We start from the raw sequence: 17,974 nt of genomic DNA on the forward strand, positions 1-17,974 counted from the left end.
TCCGTCAGTATGAAGCGATCCATATGGTCTTTGAAACACATCATGGCCCTTTAGAAAACTCAATTCCCAACAGCCCCCAAAAAAGACGACGTTCCCTGAAGCTTTTTGAAAAAAGCTTTATCAAAAACTTCTTTATGATTTTACGGCTTACGCTAATGCCCGCCCGGCAATGGCCATAAGGGTACGCCCCAGTTCGGTCTTTATCATGCGGCGGGCCAGAGCACGTAGCTGGGTTACGTCAATATAACCCATGCGGAAAGCTGCTTCTTCGGGGGAACCAACCAGCATCCCCTGTCGTGACTGCACCGTCTGCACGAATGATGACGCCAGCATCAGGCTGTCGGGCAGGCCGGCATCCAGCCATGCGCAGCCACGCCCAAGACGTTCGACATTCAGGCTGCCTTCCTCAAGATATATCCGGTTGAGATCGGTTATCTCCAGTTCGCCCCGTGGGGACGGCTGCAATCCGGCCGCCAGTTCGCCAACACGCCCGTCATAGAAATACAGTCCCGTCACCGCCCAGTTTGACGGCGCATGCTCAGGCTTTTCCAGAATATCCAGCGCCTTCCCCTCTGCATCGAACGTCACCACGCCATAACGTTCAGGGTCACGTACCTGATAGGCAAAGATCGTGGCGCCATGGGGCCGCCCCGCCGCCGCACGCAGCATGGCGGGCAGATGGTCGGCAAAGATCAGGTTATCACCCAGTATCAGCGCACATGGTGCACCCGCCAGCCAGTCACCCGCGATCTGGAACGCCTGCGCAATCCCTTCGGGGGCGGGCTGGATACGGTAGGTAAAGGTCACGCCCAGCGGTGACCCGTCCCCCAGCAGGCGCTGGAACTGGGGCATGTCCTGCGGCGTTGCAATGATCATGATGTCACGGATACCCGCCATCATCAGCGTCGAGATCGGGTAATAGATCATCGGTTTGTCATAGACCGGCAACAGCTGTTTGCTGGCCGCCAGTGTCATGGGGTACAGCCGTGTGCCAGACCCGCCCGCCAGCACGATCCCCTTCAGTCCCGACGCGCCGGTCATGCCATCTGCCCCAGCCGTTGTCCGGCATAGCGCCGTGCCCGTATGGCCTGCCACCACCGTGCATGCTCAAGGTACCAGCGAACGGTCATGTCCATGCCACTTTCAAAATCATGTCGTGCTTTCCACCCCAGTGCCTGTTCGGCACGGGAGGGATCGATTTCATAACGGAAATCATGGCCCGGCCTGTCGGCCACGTGCCGGATCAGCCGCGCATGTGGCCCGGCGGGATCGGGGTGCAGCCGGTCCAGCACGTCACAGATGGCATGGACCACTTCCAGATTGGTACGCGGCTGCCGGGCGCCAATGGCGTATGTCTCGCCCGGCTGGCCGTGTTCCACTGCACGGACCAGGGCTTCGGCATGGTCACTGACAAACAGCCAGTCGCGGATATTCTTACCCGTGCCATAGACCGGCAACTCACGTCCCTCGATCGCATTGATGATCATGAGCGGCACCAGCTTTTCAGGAAAATGCCAGATCCCGTAATTGTTGGTCGTATTCGTAACGAAGGTTGGCAGGCCATAGGTATGCCACCATGCCCGCACCAGATGGTCGGATGCGGCCTTGCTGGCGGAATAGGGGCTGCGGGGATCGTAGGGCGTGGCTTCGGTAAAGGGGGGATCATGCGGCCCAAGTGTCCCGAATACTTCATCGGTCGAGACATGGTGGAAGCGGAAGGCCGCGCGCCGGGTCGCAGGCAGCGCCTGCCAGTATATGCGCGCCGCCTCCAGCATGGAAAACGTGCCGGTCACGTTGGCCTGCACGAAGGCACCGGCATGGTCGATGGAACGGTCGACATGGCTTTCGGCCGCCAGATGCATCACCGCATCGGGACGGAAGGCCGCCAACTCAGCCCCCACGGCCGCAGTCTCGCAGATATTGACCTGCCTGAACGTATAGCGGTCACTGGCTGCCGCAACACCCACCGCATGAGGACTGGCCGCATAGGTCAGGCAGTCAAGATTCAGGATCTCGTGGCTGGTCTGTGCGATCAGGTGACGTATGACCGCCGACCCGATAAATCCACACCCGCCGGTTACCAGAATGCGCATGATAATCCGTCACACCAAAAAGAGTAACAGACAGGAAAAATGTTAATATCCAGCCAACGCTCCCAGCCCGTTCCCTCCCTTTAATGCCCCGTCAGGTTGCCGGTATGATCTGCAGGGGCGATATGCCATGAGCGAACTGCCGCTACCCTGCGCAGGCATATCCAAATACGGTATATAGGGTACGCCTGTATTTTTCCGACAGAGGTACGCCGCCTGCATGATGCTTCCCATACGCCTGATCTGGTTACGCGCCCTGCCCCTGGTCACCGTGTTCATGACAGATGCCGCCATACAGGCCCATGCCACCCCCCTGTCCGATGCCGCGATCCTGCTGCAGCACGACATGCAGCAGGAACTGGGCGCGCAGTCCGCCCTGACCCGCCCGAAACAGACCCAGCGCGCCATGGCACTGGCGCATGACATGCTGGATCACGCCAGCGCATGGCCACAGGATGAGGAGGTCATGCTGATCGTGGACCGCGCCCCCATGGTCCAGATGATGTGGATCGTACTGGCCACACCTGCCGCACAGCGGCTGACGCCACTGGGCATGGTGGCTGTCAGCACGGGCCTGCCGGGACGCAAGGAACATTTCCGCACGCCTGCAGGCATATTCCTCAATGACGGGCAGATTTACGGTTATCGCGCCCTGGGCACGAAAAACGAGCATGGCATCCGTGGCAACGGTGAAAAGGGCATGCGGGTATGGGATTTTGGCTGGCAGACGACCGAGGACTGGCGCCGCCGTGGCGCCGTGGCGGTGGTCCGGCTGGAAATGCACGCAACCGATCCCACGTTTCTTGAATCCCGGCTGGGACGGGCGGATTCCGAAGGCTGCATCCGCATTCCCGCGCGCGTCAACAGTTTCATTGACCGCCATGGCCTGCTGGACCGGCAGCTTGACCTGATCGTCCAGCAGAATGACCCACAGAAGGCACGCGCCATACGCGCACTGCTGGGGGCCAGTCACATGCCCACCCCGCTGGAAGGCGACCGGGTCATCGTGGTGGATTCATCCAACCCCGGAGCCCAACTGTCCGATCCGACGATGGCACAGAAAATGCAGGACAGCTTCGCGCAATTCCTTGCCGCAACCACTCCGCAGCCCGCTGGCCCTGCGCAGGCATCCGGTCCATCCGCATCAGCTACAATTGCCACCGCCGCAACACCACCGGCTGCTCCTGCTCCTGCTCCTGCTCCTGCTCCTGCTCCTGCTCCTGCTCCTGCTCCTGCTCCTGCTCCTGCTCCTGCTCCTGACGACTGGCCCAACTGATTTCATTTGTACAAATGAAAAATTTCAGTCCTACAATATTTTATTAATTAATACTTTGTGTTTATTATATTGCGCTCTGAACCCCATTCATATGCCGTCTCGGACGACCCAGGCTTCCATTCCGACATAAAGAAAGGGGGGAAGCATGACCGCTCCCCCCCCTTTCATGACCCCCGTGGGTTCCGACGTCTTATGACCAGCGCCAGTTCTCGATTTCCGGCAGGTCCCTGCCATACCTGGCCACGTAATGCGTATGTTCGACCAGTTTGTCGGCAATGGCCTGATTGGCGTAGGCCGCCTTGCTCGCCAGTCCCGGCACGTGACGGATGACGTTCTGCACCAGATGGAAGCGGTCAAGATGGTTGCGCACCGTCATGTCGAACGGCGTGGTGGTGGACCCTTCCTCCCGATAGCCATGCACATGGAAGTTGCGGCAGTTGGTCCGCTTGTAGACCAGCTTGTGGATCAGCGCGGGATAGCCATGGAATGCGAAGATCACCGGCTTGTCGATGGTGAACAGGCTGTCGAATACATAATCCTCCAGCCCGTCCGGATGCTGGGACCTTGATTCCAGGGTCAGCAGGTCCACCACGTTGATGACGCGGATTTTCAGATCCGGCAGGTGTCTGTTCAGCAACTGCACCGCCGCCAGCGTTTCCATGGTCGGCACGTCACCGGCGCAGGCCATGACCACGTCAGGCTCGCCACCCTTGTCATTGCTGGCCCATTCCCAGATGCCGATGCCCTTGGCGCAATGTGCGATGGCGGACTCCATGTCCAGCCACTGCGGTTCGGGCTGCTTGCCCGCCACGATCACGTTCACACGGTCACGGCTTTCAAGGCAGGTCTTCGCCGTGCACAGCAGGGTGTTGGCATCAGCCGGCAGGTACACCCGCACCGTCTTGGCCTTCTTGTTCAGCACATGGTCAATGAAGCCGGGATCCTGATGGCTGAACCCGTTATGGTCCTGACGCCACACATGCGATGTCAGCAGGTAGTTCAGCGATGCAATCGGCGCGCGCCATGAGACCTCATCCGCCTGCTTGATCCATTTGGCATGCTGGTTGACCATCGAATCCACAATGTGGATGAACGCTTCATAGCACGACATGAAGCCATGCCGACCGGTCAGCAGGTAACCTTCCAGCCAGCCCTGACAGGTGTGCTCGCTCAGGATTTCCATCACATGGCCATCGACTGCCAGATGGTCATCGTAATCGAACGTCTCGGCATTCCATGCCCGGTTGGTCACATCCAGTACCGCGTTCAGGCGGTTGGAATTATTCTCGTCCGGGGCCAGCACACGGAAATTGCGCGCGGCAAGGTTGGCCTTCATCACATCACGCAGCCACGACCCCAGCACGCGCGTGGCTTCACCCAGTTCATGGCCCGGGGATGAGACGGGCACGGCATATTCCGTCACGTCCGGCAGGCGCAGGTCACGGCGCAGCAGGCCACCATTGGCGTGCGGATTGGCGCTCATCCGGCGGTCGCCCTTCGGCGCGAGTGCCGCGATTTCCGGCATCAGGGTGCCGTTTTCGTCAAACAGTTCCTCGGGTTTGTAGCTGTGCAGCCATGTATCCAGCAGCTTGAGATGTTCGGGCCTGGTCAGGTCTGTAATCGGCACCTGATGGGCGCGCCAGTAGCCTTCCGTGCGCAGGCCATCGACCGTCTTGGGACAGGTCCAGCCCTTGGGCGTGCGCATGATGATCATCGGCCACGTGGGACGCGTGGTGTCATTGTCCTCGCGCGCAGCCTTCTGGATTTTCGAGATCGCGGCAAAGGCCGTATCCATCGCCACGGCCATTTTCTGGTGCATGGTGTCCGGGTCGTCCCCTTCCACCACGATCGGGTCGTAGCCGTAGCCGCGGAACAGGCTCAGCAATTCCTCGGGCGAAATACGGGCAAGCACGGTCGGGTTCGCGATCTTGTAGCCGTTCAGGTGCAGGATCGGCAGGACCGCGCCATCGGTTTTCGGATCCAGGAATTTGTTGCTGTGCCACGATGTCGCCAGCGGGCCGGTCTCGGCCTCGCCATCCCCCACGACGCAGGCCACGACCAGGTCAGGGTTGTCGAACACCGCACCATAGGAATGCGAAAGCGAATAACCCAGTTCACCACCTTCGTTGATGGAACCCGGCGTGGTCGGCGCCGCATGGCTGGGAATGCCGCCGGGAAAGGAGAACTGCTTGACCAGTTTGGCCAGCCCGTCCGCATCCTGCGACACTTCCGGGAAATATTCGCTGTATGTGCCTTCCAGATAGGTACTGGCAACCACCCCCGGCGCCCCATGCCCCGGCCCCGCCACGAACAGGATGCTGCGGTCCTGTTCACGGATGATGCGGTTGAGGTGCAGGTACAGGAAGTTCAGGCCAGGCGTGGTACCCCAGTGGCCCAGCAGCCGCGGCTTGGTGTGTTCCAGCTTCAGCGGTTCACGCAGCAGCGGGTTCGCCAGCAGGTAGATCTGGGCAATCGACAGATAGTTTGCTGCATGCCACCACCTGTTGAACAGCGCGACATCCGCTGCAGACAGCGGTGTTGCGGATGCAGTTTCACTCATTTCCGTTCCTTCCGAGACATTCTATCCCTATCCGGCCTGCATTCAGGACAGACACATCAGCACATGCCGACGGATTGTCGTTTCCTCATCGGTGGGGATGACACGCACCTCCACGGTACTATCCGGCATGCTTATGATTTCGCGATGCGCGGCATTCGCCTGCGCATCCAGACGGACACCCGCCCATTCCAGCTGCCTGCAGATGGCTGCGCGGATCAGGGCGTCATGTTCCCCGATACCGGCAGTAAACACCAGCCCGTCCAGCCCCTGCAGGGCTGCCATCATGGCCCCCGCCTGCTGGGCAAGACGATAGATGAACAGGTCAAGCGCCTGCGTCACTTCCGGGCTGATCCCCGCACGTGCATGCAGGTCGCGCATGTCGGCCGAAACCCCCGACACCCCCAGCAGACCGGAGCGGTGATAGAGGATATTCTCGATCTCGGCCGCTCCCAGCCCTTCTTCCTTGAGCATGTACAGGATTACGCCAGGGTCCAGATGCCCGCACCGTGTTCCCATCACCAGACCATCAAGCACCGAAAATCCCATTGTGGTGTCAATGCTGCGTCCGTCTTTCAGGGCACACAGGCTGCCCCCGCTGCCGATATGGGCGACAATGGTACGCCCCTGCGCCAGATGTGGCACGCGATCATGCAGGACGGAGGCGATGTATTCATACGACAGCCCATGGAACCCGTAGCGGCGCACGCCACGGGCGGCATATTCCCGTGGCAGGGCCTGCGCCTGCGCAACCGGTGGCAAGGTATGGTGGAAACCGGTATCGAAACACGCGACCTGCGGCAGATCGGGATGCTGGGCCAGCAATGCGCGGATGGGGGCAAGGCTGCCGGGCTGGTGCAGGGGGGCAAAGGGGGTCAGGGCCGCGAGCCGGGCCAGCACATCGGGCGTCACCCGCACGGGGGCAATGAATTCCGGCCCGCCATGCACCACACGGTGACCAACCGCCATAAGATCCACGCTGCCCAACTGCTTGCCAACCCATTCCATAAGGGTCGCCATGGGACCGTGATGCGCCGTATCACCCGCGCCATCCGCCACGGGGGTCCATTTTTCATCAACCAGCACGCGCCCCGATGCATCATGGGCGACGAAATGGGGATGGATGCCGATTCCCTCCAGCTCCCCCGATGCGATGCGATGGCTGGGGGACGCAGCGGTTTCCCCCGGTTCAATGGCAAACAGGGCGAACTTCAGGCTGGATGATCCTGCGTTCAGTGCCAGCACAGCGCGTGTCATGCCTGTCTCCCCCTGTTTTTTACAACCGGCAGTATGTCACGCTGATCTGCCGTGCCTGACATTGATGCGAATCAATTGGTTGCATCACAGATAGCATCAAGGACGCGCAATAACAGGCAATGACCTGCATGCCATGTCCATGCCAGACAGGACCCTATCGCCGCGCTTCCAAAAAAGTTTATTTTAAATCAGTGTGTTATTCTGAATACTCCACACCCTGCATCAAACTGGCGCGGCCTTTCGTCACGTCAACGCATATCACATCCGCGTGTCGAACGCCCGGACCCTGATGGGCGTCACCGCCGCATGGCGATGACATCCATCAGAAAAAACGTCGTTCCAGCGCAGCCTTTGCCGCCGCACGCGCCTGCCCCGCATCACGCCCCACCCGGATCAGCGCCGGAATCTGGAACGGGTTGCAGACAATGCTGCGCGCAAGCGCCCCCACCGCAAGACTGCCATCGGGCCGCAGCGCCACGACCGCAGCAGGCGGCAGGGTCCGGTCCGCCGGATCGCACACGACGCGCATGCCCGCAAAGGGTACCTGCCGGGCAGCAGCCATTTCAGCCACCACGCCACTTTCCATATCCAGCGCAACGCAGCCCGTCTGTCTGAACAGCGCCATCTTGCGGGCCGCCGCGGTGACGATCACATCGCTATGCAGCAGGTCGCCATCAATGACATCCGCCCGGTCCGCGCCCAGCCAGTCCAGCAGGGCGGGGGCTGCGGCCAGACGTTCCCCATTGACCACGACATGACGCGGCATGACTACCGCCCCGGGCTGCAGCGCCGGGTCCAACCCCGCCGCCAGCCCGAAGGACAGCAGCGCATCCACCCCGCCTGCCAGCAGGTCAAGCACGGCCTGCCGCGCACCGGACAGGGTCGCCCCGCTCAACCCGAAACGGGCCGTCGGCAGGAAGGGACGGATCAGGGACGCTTCCGCCTCCATCCCCACCACGATACCCAGCCGGGAAAATGGGAACGCAGATACACGATTGGACATTGTGGACGTTCCCCCGTTATCAGAAACCGTAGCCAACACGGCCGGAATTGCTAATCTGCATGTTGCGGTAACGCGACAGGGCCAGAAGCGGGAAGAACTGACGGTAACCATGGTACCGCAGGTAGAACACCCTGGGGAAGCCTACGGCGTTATACGGTTCTTCCTTCCATTCACCCTTTTTGCCCTGCATGCGGCCCAGCCAGGCAATGCCGCGCGCTACGGCCGGATCATCACGCTGACCCGCCGCCAGCAGGCCCAGAACGGCCCATGCAGTCTGTGACGGCAGGCTCTGTTTATAGTCGCCATGCATCCCGCCTTCGTAACTGTCGCAGCCTTCGCCCCAGCCGCCATCGGCACGCTGGTGGCGGCGCAGCCAGTCGGTCGCGCGGATGATCATGGGGTCATCATGCGGCATCCCGGCGGCATTGAGCGCGCACAGCACGGACCACGTGCCATAGATGTAGTTGGTGCCCCAGCGCCCGAACCATGACCCGTCCTTTTCCTGCTCCCTGCGCAGATAGGCGATACCGCGTTCGATCGCGGCGTGATCTTCGACCTGACGCAGTTGCGCGAGGAAGGAAATGCAGCGCGCCGTCACATCCGCCGTAGGCGGATCAAGCAGTGCGCCATGGTCGGCAAAGGGAATATGATTGAGCACGTCGAAGTTGTTATCAACATCGAACGCCCCCCAGCCGCCATTGCCGCTCTGCATGCCGATGATCCATTCCCGCGCGCGCGCAATCGCCTCCGCATTGGCGGGATCGCCATCGCGATGCAGCAGCATGCCGACAACGGCGGTGTCATCCACATCGGGGTAATAGTCATTGGCATACTGGAATGCCCACCCGCCGGGCCGGACATCGGGACGGTTGATGGCCCAGTCGCCCCTGACGTTCAGGATCTGGCGTTCACGCAGCCATTTGGCGGCCATGGCCAGCTTCTGCTTCGTCTCCTCCGGTGCGATTCCACTGGGGCCGGATGCGGCTTCGATCATGGCATGACCGGCAAGGCCGGTATCCCATATGGGGGAGACGCAGGGCTGGCAGTAGGTTTCCCTGCCCTGACTGACCAGCAGGCGCCTGACCGCTTCCCACGCGGTCTTCGCGCGCGGGTCTTCATCGGATATGCCCAGCGCGCGGAACATCATGACCGTGTTGGCCATGGCGGGATAGATGGCCCCAAGCCCGTCCAACCCGTTCAGGCGGGGTTCGATGAAATCGACCGCCGCCTTTATGGCCCTGCGACGCGTCTTTTCGGGGATCAGCCGTTCAGCGGGACGCAGCACCGCATCCGCATACCGGAACACATGCCCCCAGACAGAGCGGTATGGCCCGCGAATCCAGTCGCGTACCTTTCCGGGCGATGTCACGAACAGTTCGGGCACATGCACCCGGCGCGGATTGATCGCGGTGGGGCGCAGGGCCGCCAGCACCAGCAGTGGTGCGATCACGGTACGAGACCAGTATGACATGTTCCACACCGAGAACAGCGCCCGGCGCGGCAGCAGCATGATCTCGACCGGCATGGCGGGGGCCGCGTCCCACGGCACGTCGCCAAACAGGGCAAGCTGGATGCGGGTGAACACATTGGTCCGTTCCGCCCCGCCATGGTCAAGGATGGCCTGACGCGCGCGCACCATGTGTGGCGCATGCACGCTGTCGCCAATCGCCTTGAGGGCAAAATACGCCTTGACCGAAGCCGACAGGTCGAACGTGCCATCCTGATACAGCGGCCACCCGCCATGCGTGCCCTGGATACGCCTCAGGTACACCCCGATCCGCTGTTCCAGGTCCGGGTCGATCCGGTCCAGATAATGTTCCAGCAGCACGTATTCCGCCGGAATGGTGGCATCGGCCTCAAGGTCAAAGACCCAATGCCCGTCATCCACCTGCCGCCTGCCCAGTGCGGTATGCCCACGGGTCACGGCCTGATCCAGTTCGGCGGGGTCCAGCGGAGCATCCAGCGCCACCTTGGGCGTGGCTGCCCTGCGGGTGGCTGTGGTCGTCCTGCGGGGACGGGTAACGGTCGCGGTCGCGGTCTCGGTTCTCTTTGCCATTATTCCATGTTTCCCGTGCGGTCACGGGGACCTGTTGCAGATCCGTACATCATCATTTCGGTCGGCCGGACGTACCCCGGCGGGCATGGACAGCCTGTGCCGCAGCATGGCCTGACCTGATCGCGCCCTCGATTGTGGCGGGCAATCCCGTTGCCGTCCAGTCACCAGCCAGCAGCAGGTTGGGCGCCATGGTCCGCGTGCCGGGCCGCAGGCGGTCCTGCTGCACGGTCGCGGCAAAGGTCGCGCGCTTTTCACGCACGATACGCAGCGGCGGCATGGCGACCGGCAGGGGCGCCGTCGCGGCCGGATCAATCGCGGCACGGACTTCGTTCCAGATGATGGCCGCCAGTTCATCAAGATCACGCGTGGCATAGCGATTGGCGGCACTGACCGTGACCGACAGGATTTGGTCCTTGGCAAACACCCATTCGCTGATACCACCCACAACCCCGATAAAGCGGGCCTGCGCCAGCCCGCCGGTCAGCACCGGGACCTGAGACAGCAGGAAATGCACGTTCAGGATGGCTTCGAATTCGTCCGGCGCGCTGAATCCCGGCAGGTCGGCCGCCAGCAGGCTGGCCGCCACGGGTGCAGGCACCGCCATGATGACCGTGTCATTCGGCCCCATGACAATACGTTCCTCGCCCAGACGCAGGGCCGTAACACTCCCATCAGTCATTTCAACCGCACTGACACGGCTGCCGGTCCGCACTTCAGCCTTCAGCACCGAAAGATGGTCAAGTGCGGGATCCACGAAGCTTTCAGACAGGCCGACTGCCGGGAAACGGGGCAGGCAGTTGCGTCCCCCACGCGCAAGGCTTTCCTTCACCACGGCACCCAGCAGGGCGGCGCTGCCGGTATCGGGCATGGTATTGAGGACAGATATGGCAAAGGGTTCAAGCAGCCTGCGTGCAAGGCTGCCGGGCTGCAGGCAGTCCGACACCACCATGTCCGGCGTCGCCTCCATCAGCGCCAGCAGGCCGCGCAGTTCCGCCAGCCGCATGCCCGGCACGCGCCTGCGCTTCGACAGCACCCACAGCGGCACCCGCCCCCGTGACAGATCCAGCGTCCAGCGCAGCCGGTCGGCAAGGTCCACGAACGGGAAAACCGGCCGCCCCGGCCCCACCAGCGTATCCTGTGCGCCGATCAGGCCAAGATAGCGGTAGACCGCCGGATTACCCGACAGCAGCAGATGATTGCCATTATCGATCCGGCAGCCCAGATGCCGGTCAAGGTAAGACCGTGCCCGACCGCCACAGGCGGGACCGGCCTCGTACACGCTGACCCGCTCGCTGCCGCCCGCCAGTTCTACCGCCGCCGACAGCCCGGCCAGCCCGCCACCAACAATATGGACATGTCCCGACATGGATCAGGCCACCAGTGCGCGCAGCGCGACCAGCACCTTGCGCGGGCGGGACAGGGAGACACGCTTTTCCGGCGTGCCCCATCCCTGCCGTTCCTGTACGGCAAGAATGGCGGCATAGGTCACGCCCATGACGCGTGCGGGCCGCATGGCCGTGCGATCACACTGCTGCATGGCGCGGGAAGCCGCCCGGAAATGGTCATGCGCCCGACCGGCGAGGATACGCCCCACCTGTTCCAGCCGGGGGGCGCGCACCACGGCATCGGGTTCGGGCGGGATGCCAAAGCGTTCCAGCAGTTCGCGCGGCAGGTACAGCCGGCCCAGCCGTGCATCCTCCGCCACGTCACGCAGGATGTTGGTGATCTGCAGCGCGCGCCCCAGATGATAGGCCACCTGGTCCGCATGGGCCGAAGAATCACCGAACACCCGCACCGACAGCCGCCCCACGGCAGAGGCCACGCGATCGCAGTACAGGTCGAATGTCGCCTCATCCGGCGCCACGATGGGACCTCGGGCGTCCATTTCCATCCCGTCGATCACATCATTGAAATCCTGCTGGCGCAGGTCGAAATGGCGGATGGTCGCCAGCAGCACGCGATCGATGCCGTCACGCGCCTCGCCCGCATACAGCCGTGCAATGCGCGCGCGCCATTCTTCCAGCCTGCGGCACTTGTCGTCCTGCTCGCCTTCATCATCAGCCACGTCATCGACAAGGCGGCAGAAGGCATAGACCGCATACATGCCATACCGCCGGTCAGGCGGCAGGATACGCATTCCCTTGCCAAATGACGTGCCCGACCGCACCACGATCTGCTCCACCTCGGCCAGATCGGCGGGATCGCAGCCCAGTACCGGGGCCTCTTCATGCCGCGCGCGCAAAAAACCCATTCCCGCGTGTTCCGTTCACTTTACGAATTTCAGTTCCGCCTGTTCTTAGCGGCAATCACGGCCAAGGACAAAATCCCGCGCCCTCAGACCAGCGTACGCACGGCCCCCGCCACCGCGCGCGCCACATCCATGCGCGACAGCTTGACCCGGCCCGCGATGGGATCTTCCACCCGCAGCCGCTGTGCCAGACGCTTCGACAGGTTCACGATCACCGCCGCCTCCATACGCATGCGCCGGTCACGGATCAGACCGGGCAGAAGCGATGCATGCCGGTTGAGTTCATCCACCCGGTCCAGCAGCGCATTGAACACCCGGCGCATGCCAGGAAGCGTATAACCATGGCGCAGGTCATCCACCGTGACCCCTTCGCGCGCCAGCCACGGCTGCGGCAGGTAGCAGCGGTCAAGGTCGCGCAGGTCACCGGCACAGTCCTGCAGGTGGTTGATGACCTGCAACGCGGTGCACAGCGCATCGGACGCGGCAAAGGTGCCAGCACTTTCCCCATGCAGTTCCAGCAGGAAACGCCCGACGGGATTGGCGGAATAACGGCAGTATTCCTCCAGCTCCTCCCACGTGTCGTAACGGTTCTTCACCGCATCCTGCCGGAAGGCCACGATCAGGTCGGTGGCGGTATCGGTAGGCACCCCAGTCTGCGCCAGCGTGCGGCCCACGCGCACCGCCGTCTGCGCATCCGGCCGCTGCGGTGCGGTGCGTTTGCCCAGCACCACGTCCTCCATGGCGTTGAGGCGGGTGATCTTGGCATCCGCATCCAGCCGGTCGGTATCGACAATGTCGTCGATCACGCGGGCAAAATCATAATACGCATGGACATGCGGACGCAGCCTGCGGCTGATCAGCAGGGAGCCTACGGGAAAGTTCTCGTCCCCGGCGTCCTTGCCCGACGAGACATCCTCGCTGCCCCACACGTTCCGCTCATCAGTGTTCACCCTACATCATCCCCCATGCTGCGGTTCATTACGGCTGCGGTGCCCTCACCGCGCATATGTGTCGAAATCGCGCCATCGGGTTCGGTATAGGCGCGGTTTTTCCATACCGTACCCCGGCCCCGATGGTGGTCCAGCGCCGAACCGACCGTCGCCAGCGTATAGAACCCGGCAATGACCGGCAGCAACAGCGCCCATGACGGTGACAGGTTGAAACGCCTCAGGGTCGGGGTGTACGACGCCATGGACATGACCCATGCCCCCGCCCCCAGCAGGCATGGCAGGCCATGGCTGAACAGCGCAAGCTGCAGCGGCACGATCCATACCAGCACCATGCCGATCACGGTCCCCACCAGCATGAGCGGCGAATACCCAAGCTGCACATAAGCCGTGCGCGCCACCATGCGCCAGATATCCGACGGGTGGGGATAGGGCCGGATGGAACGCGCAAGACAGCTATGCCCCAGATAGATCCGGCCGCCACTGTGCTTGACGTGGGCGGCCAGCGTGCAATCATCGATCAGCGCGCCGCGCAGGCTTTCGATCCCGCCAATGCGCGCAAGGGCACTCCAGCGCACCAGCACCGTGCCGCCCGCGGCACCTGCCACCCTGCTGCGCGGGTTGTTCACGCTGGCGAAGGGATAGAGCAGCGCGAAAAAGAATACGAAGGCGGGGACCAGCATGCGCTCGGCGGGGCTTGCGCAGTTCAGTTCCACCATTTCCGAGACCTGATCCAGCTTCCCTGCCTGCGCCTTGGCCACCAGTGTCGAGACATGGCGCGGGTCATGGGTAATGTCCGCATCGGTCAGCAGCACGAAACCACTGGAATCGGGCACCATCTCGCGTGCCCGGGCAACCCCCTGCGCCACAGCCCACAGCTTGCCGCTCCAGCCTGCTGGTCGGACCTTTCCGGTGACCACCGTCAGCCGGCGCCGGGGGTCCGGCACGGATCGCGCCAGCCGGCCCGTACCATCGGTGCTGTTGTCATCCACTAAAATGACATGCAGCAGGCCGGGGTAATCCTGCGCCAGCAGCGAGCCTATGCACTGCCTGACCGACGGGGCCTCATCCCGCGCGGGCACCACGATGCAGACTTCGGGGCAGTCCGCGCGTTCAAGCTGCGCGCCGCGCACGGGGGAAAGAATCGGCCCGGCCTGCCAGAACCAGCCGTGACAGAAAATCAGCCCGACCCAGATAACGAACACCAGAATGGATAGGGGAAGCAGCAGCATGACAGGGTCCTCAATCCAGCATCCCATGCTGTCGGAACCAGTCGATGGCATCCTTTACCGCCTCACGCGCGGGGCGGGGAGCATAGCCCAGTTCGCGGATCGCCTTGTCAGAAGAGAAGAACATCTTCTTGTGCGACATGGCCAGCATCTCGGTCGTGACCCGTGGCGCGATGCCAAAGGCGCGCGACAGCCATTCGCTGGCTACGGCCACCGGCCAGATCACGGCCTGCGGCAGGCTTATCCGGGGCGGGGCCACACCCGCGATTTCCGCCGTCATGGCAAACAGGTCGCGCAGCAGGTAATTCTGGCCGCCAAGAATGTATTTTTCCCCGATCCGCCCGCGTTCCAGCGCCAGCGCGTGTCCTTCGGCCACGTCATCCACATGCACGATGTTCACGCCGGTATCGACATAGGCCGGCATGCGGCCTGCCGCGCAGTCCAGGATCATCTGCCCCGTGGGCGTGGGCTTGATGTCACGGGGGCCGACGGGGGTGGACGGGTTCACGATCACGGCAGGCAGCGCGCGTTCATGCACCAGACGCAGGACTTCCTGCTCGGCACGATATTTGGAACGCTTGTAGATACCGATCACGCCATGTTCATGAACCGGCGTTTCCTCATCGGAAATCGTGCCGTCCCCGATCAGGCCAAGGGCCGCGACGGACGAGCAGTACACGATCCGCTCCACCCCGGCCTTCTGCGCCGCCAGCATGAGCGCGCGCGTGCCCTCCACGTTGGCGATCATCATCGGCACCGGGTCGGGAACCCACAACCGGTAATCCGCCGCCACATGGAACACGTAGCGGCAGCCCTTTACCGCCGCGTCGAAGCTGTCGGGGGTGGACAGGTCCCCTTCCACCAGTTCGGCGGGAAGGTCACGCAGGTTGGTCAGGTCGCTTCCCTTGCGCACCATGAGCCGGAGTGTATGGCCACGCTCCACCAGATTACGGGCAACGGCGGAGCCGACAAAACCGGTCGCACCGGTTACAAGGGTTGGGGCAGTCATGGTCTGAACGATCGCTCCGTCAGGGGACAGAATTCACGATTGCGATTACGGACTCGCAACCAGCGGGCGTTCCATTTATCCCGACACCTCCCGGTGGCGCCAGACCCTGCTGTAGTGTAAGTCAGGCACAACCGGCCCGTGCGGCACGAATTTTACCCGGTGTTCCCACGCCAACAGACCAAGACGGATCTTTTTTGAGAAAGCTCACCATCCTGCTGGCCATCCTTGGCCTGGCCCTGCTTACAGGCTGCACCGCGTGGCTTGGCGCGGGTTCGGTCATGAAGGCCATCGTCTCCATCGGGTTCATCGGCTTCATGGCGACCGTCATGGCCCAGCTTGCAGTTGATGCAATACTGGGTCTTGCGTGGCACGCAGCTTGCCGGGACATTCCGTTCGTGCAGCTGCTGGTTTCGCGCATGATCCGTGACGCCGCCGCATCCTGTCTGCCGTTTTCGCAGCTGGGCGGGATGGTGCTGGGTATCCGGGCCACGTGTTCGAGCGACCTGTTCGCCGGGGCGAAGGGCCGCCATGTGGATGGGAGCGAGGCCGCCTGCGCCAATCTGGTGGACATCACCACCGAGGTCATGGGCCAGATCCTGTTCATCCTGACTGCCGTGGTGTGCCTGGTGGCCCACCAGCAGTCCAGCCCCTTCGCCCGCCCGGTCATGATCGGCCTTGTACTACTGAGCATGGGCATCGCGGGCTTCATCTATACCCAGCGCCGGGGTGGTGACCTGCTCAAGCGCGCGGGCAGGATGCTGGGCCACAACATGGCCGCCCAGTGGCAGGACGCGATGCTGAGCAGCGCTGACAGCATACAGGAACGTTTTGACGCCATCTGGTCCCACCCCAGCCGCATCGTGCAGGGCGCGCTGCTTCATTACGTGGGCTGGCTGGGCAGTGCAGCCACGATCTGGGTGGCTTATTACTTCCTTGGCGCTCATCTTGGCTTCAGCGGCGCCATCGCGATCGAGGGCGTGGCCTGCGGCATCATGTCCGTCTCGTTCCTGGTGCCTGCCGGGCTTGGGGTGCAGGAAGCCGCCTACATGGCCCTCGGCTCGGCCTTTGGCATTGCCCCTTCCGTATCGCTGGGGCTGTCGCTGCTACGGCGCGGGCGTGAACTGGTGATCGGCATTCCCATGCTGCTGCTGTGGCAGGCGATGGAAATGCGCGCCCTGCGCCGCCGCTCCGCACAGGGGGGCGCGGCACCGGCGACCGCCCCCGTATCCATCCACGATTCCGCCCCGCCCACGGATATCACGCGGGATTGATCCCGCGTGCCTGTCAACCTTCAGCCAGACAGACCCCGCATGACCGACCAAACCGTACCCCTGTTCGATACGCTGGTCATTATCGGCCCCGGCCTGATCGGGTCATCCATCCTGCGCCGGGGGATGGATGACCGACGCATCGCGCGCAGGCTGGTAGCCTGTGACATAAGCCCCGAAGTCCGTGCCCGCGTGGCTGAACTGGGTATTGCCGATGTTGTAGAGACCGACCCGGCCACGGCCGCGCGGGATGCGGACTGCGTGATCATATGCGTGCCGGTGGGCGCGATCGCCATGGTTGCAGCCCAGGTCATGCCGGTCATGAAGAAGGGCGCGATCCTGAGCGAGGTGGGGTCGGTCAAGGTCACGGTCATGGAGGCCATGCAGCCGCTTCTGGCCCGGTATCCCGATATTGCCTTCGTGCCCGCGCACCCCATGGCGGGCACCGAGTTTTCAGGTCCGGACGCCGGTTTCGCCACCCTGTTCGAGGACCGGTGGTGCCTGCTGACCCCGCCCGAACACACACCGGAACCGGCCATCACCCGCATCACGGCGTTATGGAAAATGATGGGGGCCCGCGTGCGCTGCATGAGCGTTGACCATCATGACCGTGTCTGCGCCATTGTCAGCCACCTGCCGCACCTGCTGGCCTTCACCATATGTGGTACGGCGGATGACCTGGCAGATGAAACCCGGTCGGAAGTGCTGGATTTCGCGGCGTCCGGCTTTCGCGACTTCACGCGTATCGCGGCGTCCGACCCGACCATGTGGCGCGACATTTTCCTGAACAACCGCGAGGCGCTGCTGGATATGCTCGACCGCTTCATCGCGGATGCGCAGGAGATGGGGAATGCCATCCGCACAGGGAATGAGGACGTGATCGTAAGCCGCATCCAGCGTGGCCGCGCTATCCGGCGCAGCCTGATCGAAAACCGTCAGGCCTGAATAAATCATTTATTTTAAGTATGTTACCTATAAGAATACAAGCTTCGGGAAACGCCGCTTTTTTTGAAAAAAGGCGGCGCCCAAAAAAC

14 protein-coding genes are annotated in these 17,974 nt (G+C 62.8%); 3 read left to right on the forward strand and 11 right to left on the reverse strand.

The genetic code is table 11. The features are described from left to right. Positions 1–147: 147 nt before the first annotated feature. Together rfbA and rfbB are read right to left on the reverse strand one after the other, a co-directional pair. Positions 148–1,041 carry a glucose-1-phosphate thymidylyltransferase RfbA gene (gene rfbA / locus MSKU9_RS10755; RefSeq protein WP_141261454.1) on the reverse strand — a complete coding sequence of 298 codons (894 nt, stop codon included), beginning with the start codon at positions 1,039–1,041 and terminating at the stop codon, positions 148–150. Beyond that, positions 1,038–2,093, reverse strand: a complete 1,056-nt coding sequence (gene rfbB / locus MSKU9_RS10760; protein WP_141261455.1) for a dTDP-glucose 4,6-dehydratase — start codon at positions 2,091–2,093, stop codon at positions 1,038–1,040. Before rfbB ends, rfbA begins: the two co-directional genes overlap by 4 nt. A 217-nt stretch (positions 2,094–2,310) precedes the next feature. On the opposite strand from rfbB, the gene MSKU9_RS10765 reads away from it, so the two are divergent. Then, entirely contained in the window at positions 2,311–3,366 is a 1,056-nt protein-coding gene (locus MSKU9_RS10765) for a L,D-transpeptidase (protein WP_162515735.1), read from the forward strand. Between the two features lie 190 nt (positions 3,367–3,556). Here the strand turns inward: MSKU9_RS10765 and MSKU9_RS10775 are convergent, their stop codons facing one another. The 9 genes from MSKU9_RS10775 to hpnA all read right to left on the reverse strand — a co-directional run bounded on the left by MSKU9_RS10775 (position 3,557) and on the right by hpnA (position 15,672). Next, entirely contained in the window at positions 3,557–5,926 is a 2,370-nt protein-coding gene (locus MSKU9_RS10775; RefSeq protein WP_141261457.1) for a phosphoketolase family protein, read from the reverse strand. 42 nt (positions 5,927–5,968) lie between these two features. Then, positions 5,969–7,180, reverse strand: coding sequence for an acetate/propionate family kinase (locus MSKU9_RS10780; protein ID WP_141261458.1), 1,212 nt, complete (start codon positions 7,178–7,180; stop codon positions 5,969–5,971). A 322-nt stretch (positions 7,181–7,502) separates the two neighbouring features. Next, positions 7,503–8,183, reverse strand: a complete 681-nt coding sequence (locus MSKU9_RS10785) for a phosphorylase family protein (RefSeq protein WP_141261459.1) — start codon at positions 8,181–8,183, stop codon at positions 7,503–7,505. A 19-nt stretch (positions 8,184–8,202) separates the two neighbouring features. Then, positions 8,203–10,239: a squalene--hopene cyclase gene (shc, locus tag MSKU9_RS10790; RefSeq protein ID WP_227002466.1), complete on the reverse strand. Its 2,037-nt coding sequence runs from the start codon at positions 10,237–10,239 to the stop codon at positions 8,203–8,205. A 52-nt stretch (positions 10,240–10,291) separates the two neighbouring features. Beyond that, on the reverse strand, positions 10,292–11,605 hold the full coding sequence (hpnE, locus tag MSKU9_RS10795; protein ID WP_141261461.1) for a hydroxysqualene dehydroxylase HpnE: 1,314 nt from the start codon (positions 11,603–11,605) through the stop codon (positions 10,292–10,294). Between the two features lie 3 nt (positions 11,606–11,608). Continuing rightward, positions 11,609–12,490: a presqualene diphosphate synthase HpnD gene (gene hpnD / locus MSKU9_RS10800; protein ID WP_141261462.1), complete on the reverse strand. Its 882-nt coding sequence runs from the start codon at positions 12,488–12,490 to the stop codon at positions 11,609–11,611. A gap of 83 nt (positions 12,491–12,573) precedes the next feature. Then, positions 12,574–13,437: a squalene synthase HpnC gene (gene hpnC / locus MSKU9_RS10805; protein WP_141261463.1), complete on the reverse strand. Its 864-nt coding sequence runs from the start codon at positions 13,435–13,437 to the stop codon at positions 12,574–12,576. Beyond that, entirely contained in the window at positions 13,434–14,666 is a 1,233-nt protein-coding gene (locus tag MSKU9_RS10810) for a glycosyltransferase (RefSeq protein WP_141261464.1), read from the reverse strand. The genes hpnC and MSKU9_RS10810 overlap by 4 nt, the downstream gene beginning before the upstream one ends. 10 nt (positions 14,667–14,676) lie before the next feature. Next, positions 14,677–15,672 carry a hopanoid-associated sugar epimerase gene (hpnA, locus tag MSKU9_RS10815; RefSeq protein WP_010511505.1) on the reverse strand — a complete coding sequence of 332 codons (996 nt, stop codon included), beginning with the start codon at positions 15,670–15,672 and terminating at the stop codon, positions 14,677–14,679. A gap of 194 nt (positions 15,673–15,866) precedes the next feature. On the opposite strand from hpnA, the gene MSKU9_RS10820 reads away from it, so the two are divergent. Beyond that, complete coding sequence (locus MSKU9_RS10820) at positions 15,867–16,943, forward strand: lysylphosphatidylglycerol synthase domain-containing protein (protein ID WP_141261465.1); 1,077 nt, start codon at positions 15,867–15,869, stop codon at positions 16,941–16,943. Between the two features lie 39 nt (positions 16,944–16,982). Beyond that, positions 16,983–17,885 (forward strand): prephenate dehydrogenase/arogenate dehydrogenase family protein, encoded by a 903-nt coding sequence (locus MSKU9_RS10825; RefSeq protein WP_141261466.1) that lies wholly within the window; start codon positions 16,983–16,985, stop codon positions 17,883–17,885. Positions 17,886–17,974 lie beyond the last annotated feature (89 nt).

Origin of the sequence: Komagataeibacter diospyri (genome assembly GCF_006538165.1) — a bacterium.
GTDB lineage: Bacteria > Pseudomonadota > Alphaproteobacteria > Acetobacterales > Acetobacteraceae > Komagataeibacter > Komagataeibacter diospyri.